General features: G+C 64.6%; 13 protein-coding genes. 7 read left to right on the plus strand and 6 right to left on the minus strand.

Going from position 1 to position 14,338, the window contains the following annotated elements:
* Positions 1–1,035, plus strand: a complete 1,035-nt coding sequence (locus AAG799_RS04345) for a LacI family DNA-binding transcriptional regulator (protein ID WP_341894576.1) — start codon at positions 1–3, stop codon at positions 1,033–1,035.
* Between the two features lie 316 nt (positions 1,036–1,351).
* Positions 1,352–3,211, plus strand: coding sequence for a methyl-accepting chemotaxis protein (locus AAG799_RS04350; RefSeq protein ID WP_341894577.1), 1,860 nt, complete (start codon positions 1,352–1,354; stop codon positions 3,209–3,211).
* Between the two features lie 5 nt (positions 3,212–3,216).
* Here AAG799_RS04350 and AAG799_RS04355 read toward each other — a convergent pair whose 3' ends face one another.
* On the minus strand, positions 3,217–3,849 hold the full coding sequence (locus AAG799_RS04355) for a trimeric intracellular cation channel family protein (protein WP_341894578.1): 633 nt from the start codon (positions 3,847–3,849) through the stop codon (positions 3,217–3,219).
* 40 nt (positions 3,850–3,889) lie between these two features.
* Positions 3,890–5,818, minus strand: a complete 1,929-nt coding sequence (locus tag AAG799_RS04360) for a DEAD/DEAH box helicase (protein WP_341894579.1) — start codon at positions 5,816–5,818, stop codon at positions 3,890–3,892.
* Positions 5,819–6,276: 458 nt separating this feature from the next.
* Between AAG799_RS04360 and AAG799_RS04365 the strand changes: the two genes are divergently transcribed.
* Together AAG799_RS04365 and AAG799_RS04370 are read left to right on the plus strand one after the other, a co-directional pair.
* Positions 6,277–7,131 carry a substrate-binding domain-containing protein gene (locus tag AAG799_RS04365; protein ID WP_341894580.1) on the plus strand — a complete coding sequence of 285 codons (855 nt, stop codon included), beginning with the start codon at positions 6,277–6,279 and terminating at the stop codon, positions 7,129–7,131.
* A 12-nt stretch (positions 7,132–7,143) separates the two neighbouring features.
* The gene (locus AAG799_RS04370; protein WP_341894581.1) at positions 7,144–8,460 is read left to right on the plus strand and encodes an ATP-binding protein; all 1,317 of its coding nucleotides are present in this window, start codon (positions 7,144–7,146) and stop codon (positions 8,458–8,460) included.
* A 145-nt stretch (positions 8,461–8,605) separates the two neighbouring features.
* On the opposite strand, the gene AAG799_RS04375 is transcribed toward AAG799_RS04370, so the two are convergent.
* A complete protein-coding gene (locus tag AAG799_RS04375) occupies positions 8,606–9,052 on the minus strand; it encodes a DUF6455 family protein (protein WP_341894582.1) in 447 nt (148 codons plus the stop codon).
* A gap of 258 nt (positions 9,053–9,310) precedes the next feature.
* Here AAG799_RS04375 and AAG799_RS04380 point away from each other — a divergent pair, with 258 nt between their 5' ends.
* Together AAG799_RS04380 and AAG799_RS04385 are read left to right on the plus strand one after the other, a co-directional pair.
* On the plus strand, positions 9,311–9,616 hold the full coding sequence (locus tag AAG799_RS04380) for a hypothetical protein (protein ID WP_341894583.1): 306 nt from the start codon (positions 9,311–9,313) through the stop codon (positions 9,614–9,616).
* Between the two features lies 1 nt (position 9,617).
* Positions 9,618–10,556: a transglutaminase family protein gene (locus AAG799_RS04385; RefSeq protein ID WP_341894584.1), complete on the plus strand. Its 939-nt coding sequence runs from the start codon at positions 9,618–9,620 to the stop codon at positions 10,554–10,556.
* Between the two features lie 266 nt (positions 10,557–10,822).
* Here AAG799_RS04385 and AAG799_RS04390 read toward each other — a convergent pair whose 3' ends face one another.
* From AAG799_RS04390 to AAG799_RS04400, 3 genes are all read right to left on the minus strand, one after another.
* Positions 10,823–11,248, minus strand: coding sequence for a DUF6455 family protein (locus AAG799_RS04390; protein WP_341894585.1), 426 nt, complete (start codon positions 11,246–11,248; stop codon positions 10,823–10,825).
* Between the two features lie 118 nt (positions 11,249–11,366).
* Positions 11,367–11,924 carry a hypothetical protein gene (locus AAG799_RS04395; protein WP_341894586.1) on the minus strand — a complete coding sequence of 186 codons (558 nt, stop codon included), beginning with the start codon at positions 11,922–11,924 and terminating at the stop codon, positions 11,367–11,369.
* Positions 11,875–12,228: an acyl-CoA thioesterase gene (locus tag AAG799_RS04400; RefSeq protein ID WP_341894587.1), complete on the minus strand. Its 354-nt coding sequence runs from the start codon at positions 12,226–12,228 to the stop codon at positions 11,875–11,877. Before AAG799_RS04400 ends, AAG799_RS04395 begins: the two co-directional genes overlap by 50 nt.
* A 139-nt stretch (positions 12,229–12,367) precedes the next feature.
* Between AAG799_RS04400 and parE the strand changes: the two genes are divergently transcribed.
* Positions 12,368–14,338: a DNA topoisomerase IV subunit B gene (parE, locus tag AAG799_RS04405; protein WP_341894588.1), complete on the plus strand. Its 1,971-nt coding sequence runs from the start codon at positions 12,368–12,370 to the stop codon at positions 14,336–14,338.

Raw genomic sequence — 14,338 nt, forward strand, 5'->3', positions numbered from 1 at the left:
ATGGTGAAGAAGCCCAGCAAGAAACCGGCCGAGCGCCGTTCCGCAATTGCGAAGACGCCCACGCTTGCCGATATTGCGGCCGAGGTCGGCGTCACCAAAATCACGGTTTCCCGGGCTTTGAATACACCGGACCAGCTCTCCCCTGCCACGCTGGAAAAGGTACGCGCCGCGATCAAGCGCAGCGGCTATACCCCCAACCTGCTGGCCGGGTCTCTATCGTCCAACCGCTCGAAGCTGGTCGTCGCGCTGGTGCCCAGCATCTCGGGCGCCATGTTCACCGCCACGATGCAGCAGGTCGCCGAACATCTGCAGAGCCACGGCTACCAACTGCTGATCGGCCAGACCGGCTACGACGATGCGCGCGAGGATGCGCTGCTGGAAGCCGTGATCGGCCGCCGGCCAGATGGCATCATTCTCACCGGCATCGTGCATTCGGCCCAGGTGCGCCAGAAGCTGCGCGCCGCGTGTATTCCGGTGGTCGAAACCTGGGATCTGACGCCGAAACCGATCGACATGCTGGTCGGATTTTCACACCCCGCCATAGGCAAGGCCGCGGCGGAGTATCTGTACAAGCGCGACTGCCGCCGCCCGGCCATCATCTCGCCCGACGACCGCCGTGCGAAACTGCGCGCCGAAGCCTTCAGCGCGGTCTATGCCGCGAAGAAATATGCCGTGCCCGTGGTGGAAGCACCGGCACCAACGCCGATGGGCGATGGCCGCAGTGGCCTGGCCACCCTGCTCCGCGACCATCCCGATATCGACGGCGTGTTCTGCGGTTCCGACAATCTGGCGCTCGGTGCGCTGATCGAGGCCAAGGCGCGCGGCATCACGGTGCCGCAGCAACTCAAGATCATCGGCTATGGCGACCAGAGCTATGGCAAGGATGCCGACCCGCCGCTGACCAGCGTGCGGATCGATGGCGCCGCCATCGGGCGGCTGGCGGCGGAAATGCTGATGGCGCGCGCGACAGGACAGCCGCCGCGCAAGAAGGTTGTGGATATCGGATTCAGCATTGCCGAGCGTGCCAGTGCGTGAAGCTTATATATAAGATCGTGCCCGCAGTTGCCGCTCCCCCAGCCAACTTTGCCCAATATGGGATGATCAGATGGCCGGGACAGACTGCAGGCAGATCATCTTCGGGATATCTCTACCCCAAATACGCATAACCAAAAAAATCGCTGATCTTCGCGATATTAGTGTAAAAACACCCGCAGAATCTGGACGTTTTTTTTATATAAGTCCTGATCCACCGAGGCGGATGCATCGTACACCGCGTGTTATCACCTCAATACTGAAAACTCTCACATCCGCAGCCCGGGTGTCATCTGGCGCAGCGCAAAGGCAATCAGTCATGTTTTCCTTTTCCCAGAGCGCAAACCGCGACCTGCAGGCGCAATTCACTGCAATCAACCGCGCACAGGCCATCATCGAGTTCAGCCTTGATGGCAAGATTCTGGATGCCAACGAAAACTTCCTGAAAGCCATCGGTTACACGCTGGCGGAAATCCAGGGCCAGCATCACAGCATGTTCGTCACGCCGGAATATCGCGCCAGCGCCGAATACAAGGCCTTCTGGGCCAAGCTCGGCCGTGGCGAATACGAAGCGGCGCAGTATATGCGTATCGCCAAGGGCGGCCGGGAAATCTGGATCCAAGCCAGCTACAATCCCATTTTCGACAAACGCGGCAGGCCATACAAGGTCGTCAAATTCGCCACCGACATCACCGAACAGAAGCTGGCGATGGCCAATTACGAAGGCCAACTCTCTGCCATCGGCAAGTCGCAGGCGGTGATCGAGTTCACGCTCGACGGCACGATCCTCACCGCCAATCCGAATTTTCTGAATGCACTGGGTTACAGCCTGGACGAGGTGAAGGGCAAGCATCACCGTCTCTTTGTCGATCCGGCCGAACGCGAGAGCGCCGCATACAAGACTTTCTGGACCAAGCTCGGCCGCGGCGAATACGATTCCGGTCAGTACCGGCGCGTCGGCAAGGGCGGCAAGGACGTCTGGATTCAGGCCAGCTACAATCCGATCATGGACGCCGCCGGGCGGCCCTACAAGGTGGTGAAATATGCCACCGATATCACGGCACAGACCAAGGCAGCGCAGGCCATGCAACTGGCCGTGCAGCAGGTGCAGACCGTGGTGGAGGCGACCAAGGCCAATGACCTGACCCAGCGCATCCCGCTGGAGGGCAAGCTTGGGGAAATCAAGGTGCTGTGCGCCGGCGTCAACGACCTGGTCGACACCATGACCGGCATCATCAGCAATATCCGCGAGGCCTCGGGCACCATCGCGGCCGCCTCGGGGGAAATCTCGACTGGCAGCCAGGATCTCGCCAGCCGCACGGAATCGCAGGCCGCCTCCATAGAGGAAACCGCCGCCTCGATGCATGAGGTGACGGCAACGGTGAAGCAGAATGCCGACAACGCCCAGGCCGCCAACCAGCTCGCCTCTGCGGCGCGCGACACCGCCGAAAAGGGCGGCAGCGTGGTGCGCGATGCGGTGACAGCCGTGACCCAGATCGAGGAAAGCGCGCGGAAGATCAGCGACATCATCGGCCTGATCGACGAGATCGCCTTCCAGACCAATCTTCTGGCACTCAACGCCTCGGTCGAAGCCGCCCGCGCCGGCGAGGCCGGCAAGGGCTTTGCCGTCGTCGCCCAGGAAGTCCGCGCCCTGGCGCAACGCTCGGCCAATGCGTCCAAGGACATCAAGGCACTGATCCAGACCTCGAATACCCAGGTCAAGACCGGTGCGGCACTGGTCAACCAGGCAGGCGGATCGCTGAACGAGATCGTCGGTGCCATCAAGAAGGTGTCGGATATCGTCGCCGAAATCGCTACCGCCTCGCGCGAGCAGTCGACCGGCCTGGAGCAGATCAATACCGCGATTGCCAGCATGGACGAAATGACCCAGCGCAATGGAGCCCTGGTGGAGGAAACCTCCGCCTCGGCCCAGTCGCTATCCAGCCAGGCGCAGGAGTTGGCCACTCTGGTGCAGCGCTATCGCATCAGCGGGCAGCCGGCCGGCGTGCAGAAGCCGACAGCCGGCATGTCACAGATCGTGGTGCCGCGCCCGGCAAGCAGCCCTGAAGCACGGCCTGCCCCGCGCCCGCAACAACGACCTGCCCTGAAAGTTGTCGAAACGCGGCCCGCACCGAAGAAACCGTCCATCGCCGCGCCGTCCAGCAGCCGCGAGTGGTAGGAGTTCTAGGCGCCGTCCTTCGGCGCTGACTCCTCCGGCGGACGGGCGACGGCGATCTGCCAGTTGCGGCGGATCGCCAGCACCCGCACCGCAAAACACAGCAGGCCGCCGGCGATCATGCCCCAATGCGGCGGCAGGCCCAGCGCCTCGCCCGCCACCACCACGGCGGCGCCAGCGAGCGCTGCCACGGCATAAACCTCCGCGCGCAGCACGGTGGGAATTTCGGCCAGCATGATGTCGCGTGCCATGCCGCCCCCGATGCCGCTCAGCACGCCCAGCATGGCTGCTGCCAGCGGGTTGAGGCCATACATCAGCGCCTTCTGCGTGCCGAGCACGGCAAACAGCGCCAGCCCGGCAGCGTCAAACAGCTGCACCGGCTGTTTCAGCCGCTCGATCAGTGCGGACTGGAAAAACACGATCAGCGCGGCAATGCCGGCAATCACCGGATAGGCCCAGTCGCGGATCGCCACCGGCGGCAGCGCACCGATCAGCACATCGCGCAGGATGCCGCCTGCAGCCGCGGCAGCAAAGCCGAGCACCAGCACCCCGAACAGGTCGAGCCGCCGCCGCACGCCGGCGGTGGCGCCCGACAGCGCGAAAACGAAAGTGCCGGCAAAATCGAACAGCGTGAGCAGCATGGCATCTGCAGATCAGATCAACCGGCGCAGCCCGCTCCGGTCAGGAGAACTTCTTTTTCGGCTTCGACCAGCCGGCCTTGGTTGTAGCAGGTGCGCGATCCGGCTGGAACGCCCCTGCCTCGCCGCCCTGGCCTTCGGCGCGCTCCTTCTTCTTCCACGGCGGCTTGCCGCCGCCACCCGCCTTGAAGCCGCCGGCCTTGTGGTCGCCCGGCTTGGCGAAATCACGTTTCTTGAAATCGCCCTTGCGGAATTCGGCCTCGGGTATCCAGGCCTTCTTCTCGCGCGGCGGTGCGGCGGTTTCCGGCGGCGGGCCGTCCACGCGCGTGATGGTGATCTGCTTCTCGCCGGTGCCTTCGCGTTCGATGGTCTGCATGAAACGCTCGGCCACGCCGGCGGCGATCTCGAACTGGCTTTCGGTGTGGAAGATCTTGATGGCGCCGACATCCTTGCGGGTGACATGGCCGACGCGGCAGATCAGCGGCAGCAGCCAGCGCGGCTCGGCATTCTGCTTGTGGCCGGCCGAAATCTTGAACCAGCTGCCGCCCAGCCCGCCCCGGGCCGGACCGTCGCCGGCAAAGCCCTCGCGCGGTGCCCGCTTGCCATAGACCGGAGCTTCGTGTTCAGCCGCCACATCCAGCATCTCTTCCGGCGCCGGGCGGTTTTTCTGCTGCAGGCGCAGGAAGGCCGCGGCCACCTGTTCGGCACTGTGGGTTTCCAGCAGCTGGGTGGCAAAGGCCTTCTCGTCGTCGGTCAGTGCGCCCTGCAGGCTTTCGTCATTGAGGATCCGCTTGCGGTCGGCGGCGATGATCTCGGCGGCCGAAGGCGGCTGGCCCCATTTGGCATCGATATTGGCATCGCCCAGCAGACGCTGGATGCCCCGGCGGCGGTTATGCGGCACGAGCAGCACGCAAATGCCCTTGTTGCCGGCACGACCAGTACGACCCGACCGATGCAGCAGCGCCTCGCCATTGGTCGGCAGGTCGGCATGCACTACCAGCTCCAGGCCCGGCAGGTCGATGCCGCGCGCCGCCACATCGGTGGCAACACAAATCTGGGCGCGGCCGTCACGCATCGCCTGCAGCGCATGGGTGCGCTCGTTCTGGCTCAGCTCGCCCGACAGGGCCACGACCGTGAAGCCGCGATTGGACAGGCGCGCGGTCAGATGCGTCACTGCCATGCGGGTACCGCAGAACACGATGGCGCTTTTCGCATCATGGAAACGCAGCACGTTGATAATGGCATTCTCGCGCTCGTTCGGTGCCACCATCAGCGCGCGATATTCGATATCGACATGCTGGGACTTTTCGGCCGCGGTCGAGATGCGCACCGCATCGCGCTGGAAGCGCTTGGCCAGCTGGGCGATCGGCTTGGCCACGGTGGCGGAGAACAGCAGCGTGCGGCGTTCGGCGGGAGCTGCATCGAGGATGAATTCAAGATCTTCGCGGAAGCCGAGATCGAGCATCTCGTCGGCCTCGTCCAGCACCACGGCGCGCAACGCGCCGATATCCAGCGCGCCGCGCTCGATATGATCGCGCAACCGGCCCGGCGTGCCGACCACGATATGGGCGCCGGCATTCAGCGCCTGGCGCTCGGAACGCATGTCCATGCCGCCGACACAGGAGACCACGCGCGCATTGGTCTTTTCATACAGCCAGTCGAGTTCGCGGCAGACCTGCAGCGCCAGCTCGCGCGTCGGCGCCACGACCAGCGCCAGCGGCGGTGCCCAGCCGCCGGCACGGAACGGCTCGAAGCCTTCGGAGCCCTGCAGCAGCGTGGGGGCGATGGAGAGGCCGAAAGCGACCGTCTTGCCCGAACCGGTCTGTGCCGAAACCAGCAGGTCGGCCTCGCTGAGTTCAGGCGCCAGCACGGCACTCTGCACGGGGGTGAGCGTGGTATAGCCGCGCGCGGTGAGCGCATCGGCCAACGGTGCGACAGCGCCCGCGAAGGGGACGCCAACAGAATCAGACATGGGGACTCGAACTTTCCAGGAGATAAGGAACGGCGGGGATCGCAGCGGCCCACCCAGCAGTCGCCCACGCAAACCATGGCGAGGCAGACACAGGGCCGATCAGGGAATGGCGATCATCCTGCGCCGGCCCTGCTGGGGCCGGGGTATAGGCTGCAATGCCGCATCCGTCAACTGCGAGCCGGCAAAGGCAGCCGGTTCCGCGACTTACATCGCCAGGCCGGGCCGCTGGACGGTCTGGCGCCTGCCGGCGACGGGGCAGCGCCTCGCAATTGCCCATCCCCGTCGCCGGACGGTGCGTCACACGCCCGGATATACGCTGGCATGGCATGGGCTGGCCGGGTTGTACCGGTTGCTGCCTCGAAGGTCGCAACAATCAGGGCGGATAATCGAAAAATAAGCAGCAGCACTACACCTGCACTGCTAAGCAAACAGCCAGATAAATGCAGGCGACTACGGCCATGTTCATTCTTAACTTTAACCGTCTCCCGATTATCTTCACCGCGATGCTGATACTGGCCACCGCGATGCCGTCGCATGCGGCGGATGCACGCCGCGTCGAGACAGTACAGACAACGCCAGTGCGCGTCGGCGGCACCGGTATGGGGCTGGCGCTGATGCGCGCGGTCGGAGACCAGATTGAGAAAGCTGCGCCGGCAATCGATGTTCAGGTCCTACCCAGCCTTGGCACTGCCGGCGGCATCAATGCGCTGGCGGCGAAAGCCATCGATGTCGCCATCGCCACTCGTCCGGCTGGCGCAGACGAAATCACTGCCGGCATCGAAACGGCCGCCTGCCTCAGCACCGCGCTGATCTTCGCCACCTCGCGCAGCGAAAGCTTCGACATCAAAGCGATAGACCTGCCGGCGCTTTACCGCGAGGTGAATCCACAGTTTCCCGATGGCCGCCCGCTGAAGATCATCCTGCGGTCGCGCACCGGTTCCGAAGTGCCCTATCTGATAAAACGCTTCCCTGCGCTGGAGGAGGCCTTTACCGCCGCCTATCGCCGCACCGGCATCCCGGTCGGCGCGACCGACCAGGAGAATGCCGTTCTGGCCCAGCGCACTGCCGACTCATTCGCGATTACCACCCTGCTGCAGGTACGCGCCGAGAAGCTCACCCTGACCCCGCTCTCGCTCGACGGCGTGATGCCAGCGCCACAGACGATTGCCGATGGCAGCTATCCGATTCCACTCAAGGTCTGCCTGCTGGTCGCGCGCGATGCCGCACCGGCTGTGCGCCGCGTTGCCTCCTACATAACCACGCCTGCCGGACGAAAATTGGTCCGCGCCTTTGGTGCCGAAGTCACGCCCTGATCTGTCATGCCAATGGCCGATGACAGAATCGAACACATCCTGCGGCGCATCGCCGTCTGGATCGGTATTCTTGTCGCTTTGGCCGTTCCCGCCGGTTACGGCACCATCGCCTATTTCGATCAGGTCAAGCTGCAGAGCCTCGCCGCAGAGTTCACGGCGCGGCAGGTTGCGCGCTACGCCTATGTCCAGGGCGAGACTTGGCGCTACAGCAACCATCGCGTCGGCGAGATCGTCGAAGTGTTCGCCAACGATGAAGCATCGGCACGCCGCTATGTCTATGATAATAGCGGCATGCCGGTGGTCGTGATCGGACCTCAACAGCCCAGACCGCTTATCCGGGCTGTGGCGCCGGCGATCGCCGGCGCAGAAATAGTGGGCAGCGTGGTGGTGGAAAGTAGCATGCGCCCTCTGCTGCAGCGCACCTTTATGCTAGGGCTTCTGGGATTAGCGCTTGGCCTGTCGGCCTTCGGCAGCATTCATCTTGCCACCACGGCGTTACGTCGTGCGGCCGATGAACTGAACCGGCAGTATGCCGAAACCGATGCCGCGCGTCAGGCGGCGGAAATTCAGCGCCGCAGCGCCGAGAATGCCAATCGCAGTAAATCGGAATTCCTTGCCAATATGAGCCACGAACTGCGTACGCCGCTCAATGCCGTGATCGGATTTTCCGACATGATGCAGCAGCAGCTGATGGGACCGTTATCCGGGATCTATGCTTCCTATGCCGCCGATATCAACACCAGCGGCCGGCACCTGCTCAGTGTCATCAATGACATCCTTGATCTTGCCAAGGTCGAGTCCGGCCAGGCCACGGTGGCCGGCGAATACTGCGACCTAGCCGAGATTTTTGAAACCTGCCTGCGCCTGACCGAACTGCGCGCGCAGAAGCAGGGGGTTGCCCTTGTCGCCCATCTCGACCTGCCGCCGGGCGAAGAGATGGGTACAGTCGACCCGACCCGCACGAAGCAGATCGTGCTCAACCTGCTATCCAATGCCGTCAAGTTCACCCCGCACGGCGGCAGCGTGACGCTGGATGTCGCCCGCCCTGAACCTGGCTTGCTGAAAATCCGCGTGAGCGATACCGGCATCGGCATGACCCCGGCCGAGATCGCCATTGCCCTCGAGCCCTTCCGTCAGATCAGCAACACTCTAACGCGGCGTTTCGAAGGCACCGGCCTCGGCCTGCCGATTTCGCGCAAATTCGCTGAGCTGCAGGGCGGCAGCCTGACCCTGGACAGTTCTCCGGGCCAGGGCACAACGGTAACCGTGATACTGCCGGTCGGCGGACTGCAGTCAGGCGGCAGTGTGCAGCGCGAGCCGACGGTATAATCAAGTCTAAAGTGCCCAGCCGAATGCTCATCCGGCGCACCATAGACGGCAACAGCCTGCGACTCAGGCTAGGTGCGATCCTAGCATGAGCAAGCCGTTGTTGAGAAAGCGCGCACCGGATGTGGTGGCGCGCATGCCTGCAACATTATTTCTCTGCGCAGCAGCCGGTGTGCATTTCGCGCAGCATGCTCAACTCATCGCGGTTCGGGCAGAAATACGGTAGCACCGCGTCATCGCGCGCCTCGGCCGGAATGCTGAGCCAGTCGCGGCAGTCGCTGCGCGCGCGGCACTGGCCGCAAACCCGCTGCATGTCGTGCAATCCGCCGCGCATCGCCGCGGTGTTGCGCAGGCCGGTGCGTGCCAGTACCTCGTCCAGTTCGGCGCTGCCGCCGCTGCTGGCGATCACGGCGCCAAGATCGGCGCTGCCCATGCCTAGGTCATGCGCGATGCGGCCGCGCTCCGGACGATCCAGCTCCTGCCATTCGCGCTCCTCCGACAGGCGGTGGAAGCAGTCGCGGAACCACGCAGCCATGCGGCCGATCAGGGCGCGGTCATGCAGGTCATGGGTGTGAATCTGGCTCTGGGCGGTCATGGCGCAGCCTCCTCTGCCGGTCGGACGCGGGATCAGCCTAGTCTGCCGGGGCAATACCGCTTTGTTCTGGATCAAAGGAGGCCGAAATACCGGCAATAATCCGGGCTGCCGAATAGTCTTGCGGTGCGCGGGTACGAGGCAGACACTGGGCTCCAGACGACTCCAGACAACCAGACCACGCCCGCCATGGCGCCGCGCCGCCATGCTGTGGTGCCGTTTGTGCCCTTAAAAGCCTCTGCGCCTTGAAAGCCCTGCCCCATGTCGGCCCGCAGCACGGAAACCACCGTCACCTTCAGCCATGCCTTTCAGATCAAGGGCGTGGATGAAACGCTGCCGCCGGGCACCTATCTGCTGGTGACCGAGGAGGAGCGGCTCGACGGCCTCTCCTTCCCCGCCTGGCATCGCACCGCCACGCAGCTGCACCTGCCCGCCATCGCCACGGCATCGGCCATGCGCCAGGCCGTCACCATCGATCCCGAAGACATGGCGACGGCGCTGATCGCCGATGGCAAGTTGGGCGCCGCCGCACCCGGGGGCGCGCCACCGGAATCCCGGCGGGCCTGAGATGCTGCTGCAGATCCGCCACCGCACCATCTATCTCTATACCCGGCCAGTCGATCTCGGGCCGCACCGCCTGATGCTGCGCCCGCGCGAAACGCCTGAACTCAGGCTGCTATCCTTCGCGGTGGCGACCACGCCGCCCAGCCTGTTCAGCTGGAGCCAGGATGTCTATGGCAACAGCGTGGCCCGCGCCCTGCCACTGTGGTCGGCCGACAGTCTGATGATCGACTGCGACATCCGGGTCGACAACCAGGCCTTTGCCGCGCCGATCCTGAATATCGCCGCCAATGCCGCCGACTATCCCTTTCGCTACGATGACGGCGAGTGGAACAATCTCGGCCATCTGGCGCTGCCGCAATATGCCGATCCGCAGGGCCGCCTGCAGGCCTGGATACAGGGCTTCATTGCCGCCCGGCCGACTGGCACGCTGGCGCTGCTGCGCGATCTCAACATCGGCATCGCCGATGCGATTGCCTATCAGAGCCGGCAGGATCACGGCACGCAAACACCGTTGGAAACCCTGCAGCGTGGCTGGGGGTCGTGTCGCGATTTCGCCGTACTGATGGCGGAAGCGGCCCGCTGGCTCGGCTTCGGCGCGCGCCTGGTGTCGGGTTACATCTACCTGCCCGATCTCGATCCCGGCATGACCATGCCGGCCCCGCCGCATGAAAGCGGCAAGGCCGAAGCCGCCGGCCCGGCGCCGGGTGCCACCCATGCCTGGGTGGATATCTACCTGCCCGGCGCCGGCTGGGTGGCGTTTGATCCCACCCATCGCAGCTATGGCGGCGCCAATCTGATCCCGGTGGCGGTGGCGCGCGGCATTGCCGAACTGCCGCCGGTGGAAGGCAGCTTCACCGGCGCAAGCGGCGATTATGTCGGCATGCATGTGGGTGTGACTGTCTCCGCCGCCATCGCGCAACGCGGCGTGATCCGCGGGCAGTGAGGGGATGACGCTTTTAAGATCGCGCAGCCTGCCTCGTCTCTTGTCAGACTGCAGCCGCGACCCTACCTCACTTTGGTAAGCCTCTGATTATGATTGAAGATTGACAGTTTTCGACCCCGCATCTTCAGCGGAACGAGCGGCAAATAAGCCCGGCTTAAGAGTCGAATAAGACGAAATAAGCATCCGCCACCCCCGCCTGCCATAGCGCGTCCAGGCGATGGCCACGTTCAATGCAACATATTGAATCCAATGATACTTCCGGGGGCCTATTCGCCCTTGTGCCGGTGCGTCGCGGTGGCGATCTTCAGTTCGGCCAAGGCCGGGCGGTTGGGGCAGAAATCCGGCGCGATGCCGGTCGCCGCCCCGCCCATGTCAGCCGTGCGCTCCAGCCACTCGCGGCAACCGGCCCGCTCAGGGCACTGGCCGCAGGCGCGCTGCAGGTCATGCACCGGCAGGCCATGCAGGCTGGTGGTGCGACCGAGGCCGGCGCGCGCCAGCAGGCAGTCGAATTCGGCGCAGCCCGCGCTCTCGCGCATCAGCGCGCCGAGATCGCCGCCGCCCATCCCCAGATCCTGGGCGATGCGCCCGCGCTCCGGGCTGTCCAGCCCCTGCCATTCGCGCGCGGCCGAGAGCCGGCGCCAGTATTGCCTGAACCATCCGGCCAGGCCGCCGGCCAGCGTGGCGATTGTCATCGCTGCCTCCTCCCACAGGTACGGCAGCCTGGAGTCTAGGCGCGCGGCAACGACGCACTTTGCGCTGGATCAACCCAACGCCATCCTGGCATCGATAGCGAGGCGCAACGGCCCGGCTTCAGCCCGGCTTGGCGATACGCAGGAACACCTCGCCGACCAGCAGATGGGTCACCATGCCACCGCCATCGGCATGGTTCACAGCGCCATCATCGAGCGGCAGCACGAGGCGGTCGTATTGCAGGATCTTCGGCCCGTCCCAGCGCGTGACGCTGACATGAAAGGCGCCGCGCTGCGCCATCGCGAGATCGAAATGCTGGCGCAGCACCGGGCGCGTCTCGATGGTCACGCCATCCGGCCCGGCGGCCAGTGCGGCCGTATGGCGATAATTCTCGCCCATCGCCAGATAGGCGTAGCGGCCATCGCCACCAACATCGACGATGGCGAGATCCGTCGGTCCCGGCAGGGCCGCGCCCAGCGCCGGCCCCAGCGGCAGATCGGCAAAACCCGCCATCGGACGGTGTCCTCTGGTCTCGTCATACCAGGCCTTCAGCGCGATCAGCGCCGGGGCGACGATCTCATCGGCGGCATAATGCCGTTTGTCGCCATTGGTCATGGTGAAAACGGGGTCACGCGGCCGGCACCGGGCGCGGCCGGCCATGCTCGTCGATGGCGACATAGGTGTAGACGCCTTCGGTCACCTTGATCTCGGTGGGATCAAGACGGCGGGCGACGATGGTTTCCATCTTCACCGCCATCGAGCTGCGGCCGACGCGGATGACGCGGCCATAGATCGAGACGATGTCGCCCACCTTGATCGGCTGGTGGAAGGTCATCGCATCCACCGCCACGGTGACGACGCGGCCCTGGGCGCGGCGCGCGGCGATAATCCCGCCGGCGATGTCCATCTGGCTCAGCACCCAGCCGCCGAAGATATCGCCGTTGCCGTTCATGTCGGCCGGCATCGGTGCCGAGCGAATCACCGGTTCCCCGCGGTCCGCCGTGGTATCTGTCGAGTCGCCTGCCATTATATTCCTACCAGATGTTGGTTGTTTCCCAGCAGCGGCCTACTATACTGCGGCGCAAATACGAGTCACCCCTTAATCCGAATCCGTGAATAGAATGAACGACTTGTTCCAGCAGGGAAGCAAGGGCGGCAGCGATTACACCGCCAAGGACATCGAGGTTCTCGAAGGCCTGGAGCCGGTGCGCCGTCGTCCCGGCATGTATATCGGCGGTACCGACGAGCGGGCCCTGCACCATCTGTTCGCCGAAGTGCTCGACAATTCGATGGACGAGGCCGTCGCCGGCCATGCCGACCGTATCGAGGTAACCCTGCAGGCGGATGGCAGCCTGAAGGTGACCGATAACGGCCGCGGCATCCCGATCGACCGGCATCCCAAGTTCAAGGACAAGTCGGCGCTGGAGGTGATCCTCACCACACTGCATTCGGGCGGCAAGTTCTCGTCCAAGGTCTATTCCACCGCCGGCGGCCTGCATGGCGTCGGCATCTCGGTGGTGAATGCGCTGTCGGATCGCCTGACGGTCGAGGTGGCGCGTGACAAGGAGCTGTGGCGGCAGGAGTATTCGCGCGGCGCCCCGCAGGGCAAGCTGGTGAAAGTGGGCGCGGCGCCGAACCGGCGCGGCACCGCGGTGATCTTCCATCCCGACGAACAGATTTTCGGCAAGGGCGCGCATTTCCGCCCCTCGCGCATCTTCAAGATGGCGCGCTCCAAGGCCTATCTCTATCCGGGCGTGAAGATCATCTGGGCCTGCGCGCCCGAACTGCTGAAGGGCAGCGAGGAAGTGACGCCGGCCGAAGCGGTGCTGCATTTCCCCGGCGGCCTGCAGGATTACCTGAGCGAACAGCTGGAAGGCCAGCAGACCGTGACGCCGACGCCGTTTGCCGGCCGCGCCGAGCTGGCGGGCGAGCGTGGCAAGGTGGAATGGGCGATCCACTGGCCGCAGGATATCGACGAAGGCTGGCTGCAGTCCTACTGCAACACGGTAACCACGCCCGAAGGCGGCACGCATGAGGCCGGCTTGCGTTCGGCCCTGCTGCGCGGCCTGAAGGACTATGCCGAGCTGACCAACAACAAGAAGGCGGCGCAGATCACCGCCGACGACATCCTGGGCGCCGGCGCAGCGATGCTGTCGCTGTTCATCAAGGATCCGCAATTCCAGGGCCAGACCAAGGACAAGCTGGTCACCGTGGAAGCGCAGAAGCTGGTCGAAACAGCGATCAAGGATCACTTCGATCACTGGTTGTCCGGCGCACCGCAGCATGCCAATGCCCTGCTGGCCCGCCTGATCGAGCGCGCGGAAGACCGCCTGCGCCGCCGGGCGGAGAAGGATGTCAGCCGCAAGTCGGCGACGCGCAAGCTGCGCCTGCCCGGCAAGCTGGCCGACTGCGCCGACGAAGCCGCCAACGGCTCGGAAATCTTCATCGTCGAGGGTGACTCGGCGGGCGGCTCGGCCAAGCAGGCGCGCGACCGCCGCACCCAGGCCGTGCTGCCGCTGCGTGGCAAGATCCTGAACGTGGCTTCGGCCGGCTCGGGCAAGCTGGCCGCCAACCAGGAGCTGGCCGACCTGATCCAGGCACTGGGCTGCGGGATCGGCAGCAAGTATCGCAACGAGGATCTGCGCTACGACAAGGTCATCATCATGACCGATGCCGATGTCGATGGCGCGCATATCGCATCGCTGCTGATGACTTTCTTCTTCCGCGAGATGCCGAAGCTGATCGAGCATGGCCATCTCTATCTTGCCCAGCCGCCGCTCTATCGCCTGAGTGCCGGCGGCAAGACCTTCTACGCCATGGACGATGCCGACAAGGACAGGCTGATCAAGGAGCATTTCGGCACCCGCAAGGTCGAGATCAGCCGCTTCAAGGGCCTGGGCGAAATGCCGCCCAGCCAGTTGAAGGAAACCACGATGACGCGGGCGAACCGCGTGCTGCTGCGGGTTCAGGTGCCGGTGGAAGAAGTGAAAGAATCCGAAGACCTGGTCGAGCGCCTGATGGGCCGCAAGCCGGAAATGCGCTTCCAGTTCATCCAGGAGCGCGCCGCCTTCGCCACCGACATCGACGTGTGA

Origin of the sequence: Ferrovibrio terrae, assembly GCF_943371255.1 — a bacterium.
Lineage (GTDB): Bacteria > Pseudomonadota > Alphaproteobacteria > Ferrovibrionales > Ferrovibrionaceae > Ferrovibrio > Ferrovibrio terrae_B.

Bases quoted from the DNA above. Each gene is read 5' to 3' on its own strand.
- AAG799_RS04385 (WP_341894584.1), top strand. From the start codon at position 9,618: ATGCTGCTGCAGATCCGCCACCGCACCATCTATCTCTATACCCGGCCA.
- AAG799_RS04380 (WP_341894583.1), top strand. From the start codon at position 9,311: ATGTCGGCCCGCAGCACGGAAACCACCGTCACCTTCAGCCATGCCTTT.
- parE (WP_341894588.1), top strand. From the start codon at position 12,368: ATGAACGACTTGTTCCAGCAGGGAAGCAAGGGCGGCAGCGATTACACC.
- AAG799_RS04355 (WP_341894578.1), bottom strand. From the start codon at position 3,849: ATGCTGCTCACGCTGTTCGATTTTGCCGGCACTTTCGTTTTCGCGCTG.
- AAG799_RS04390 (WP_341894585.1), bottom strand. From the start codon at position 11,248: ATGACAATCGCCACGCTGGCCGGCGGCCTGGCCGGATGGTTCAGGCAA.
- AAG799_RS04375 (WP_341894582.1), bottom strand. From the start codon at position 9,052: ATGACCGCCCAGAGCCAGATTCACACCCATGACCTGCATGACCGCGCC.
- AAG799_RS04395 (WP_341894586.1), bottom strand. From the start codon at position 11,924: ATGTCGCCATCGACGAGCATGGCCGGCCGCGCCCGGTGCCGGCCGCGT.
- AAG799_RS04360 (WP_341894579.1), bottom strand. From the start codon at position 5,818: ATGTCTGATTCTGTTGGCGTCCCCTTCGCGGGCGCTGTCGCACCGTTG.
- AAG799_RS04365 (WP_341894580.1), top strand. From the start codon at position 6,277: ATGTTCATTCTTAACTTTAACCGTCTCCCGATTATCTTCACCGCGATG.
- AAG799_RS04370 (WP_341894581.1), top strand. From the start codon at position 7,144: ATGGCCGATGACAGAATCGAACACATCCTGCGGCGCATCGCCGTCTGG.
- AAG799_RS04350 (WP_341894577.1), top strand. From the start codon at position 1,352: ATGTTTTCCTTTTCCCAGAGCGCAAACCGCGACCTGCAGGCGCAATTC.
- AAG799_RS04345 (WP_341894576.1), top strand. From the start codon at position 1: ATGGTGAAGAAGCCCAGCAAGAAACCGGCCGAGCGCCGTTCCGCAATT.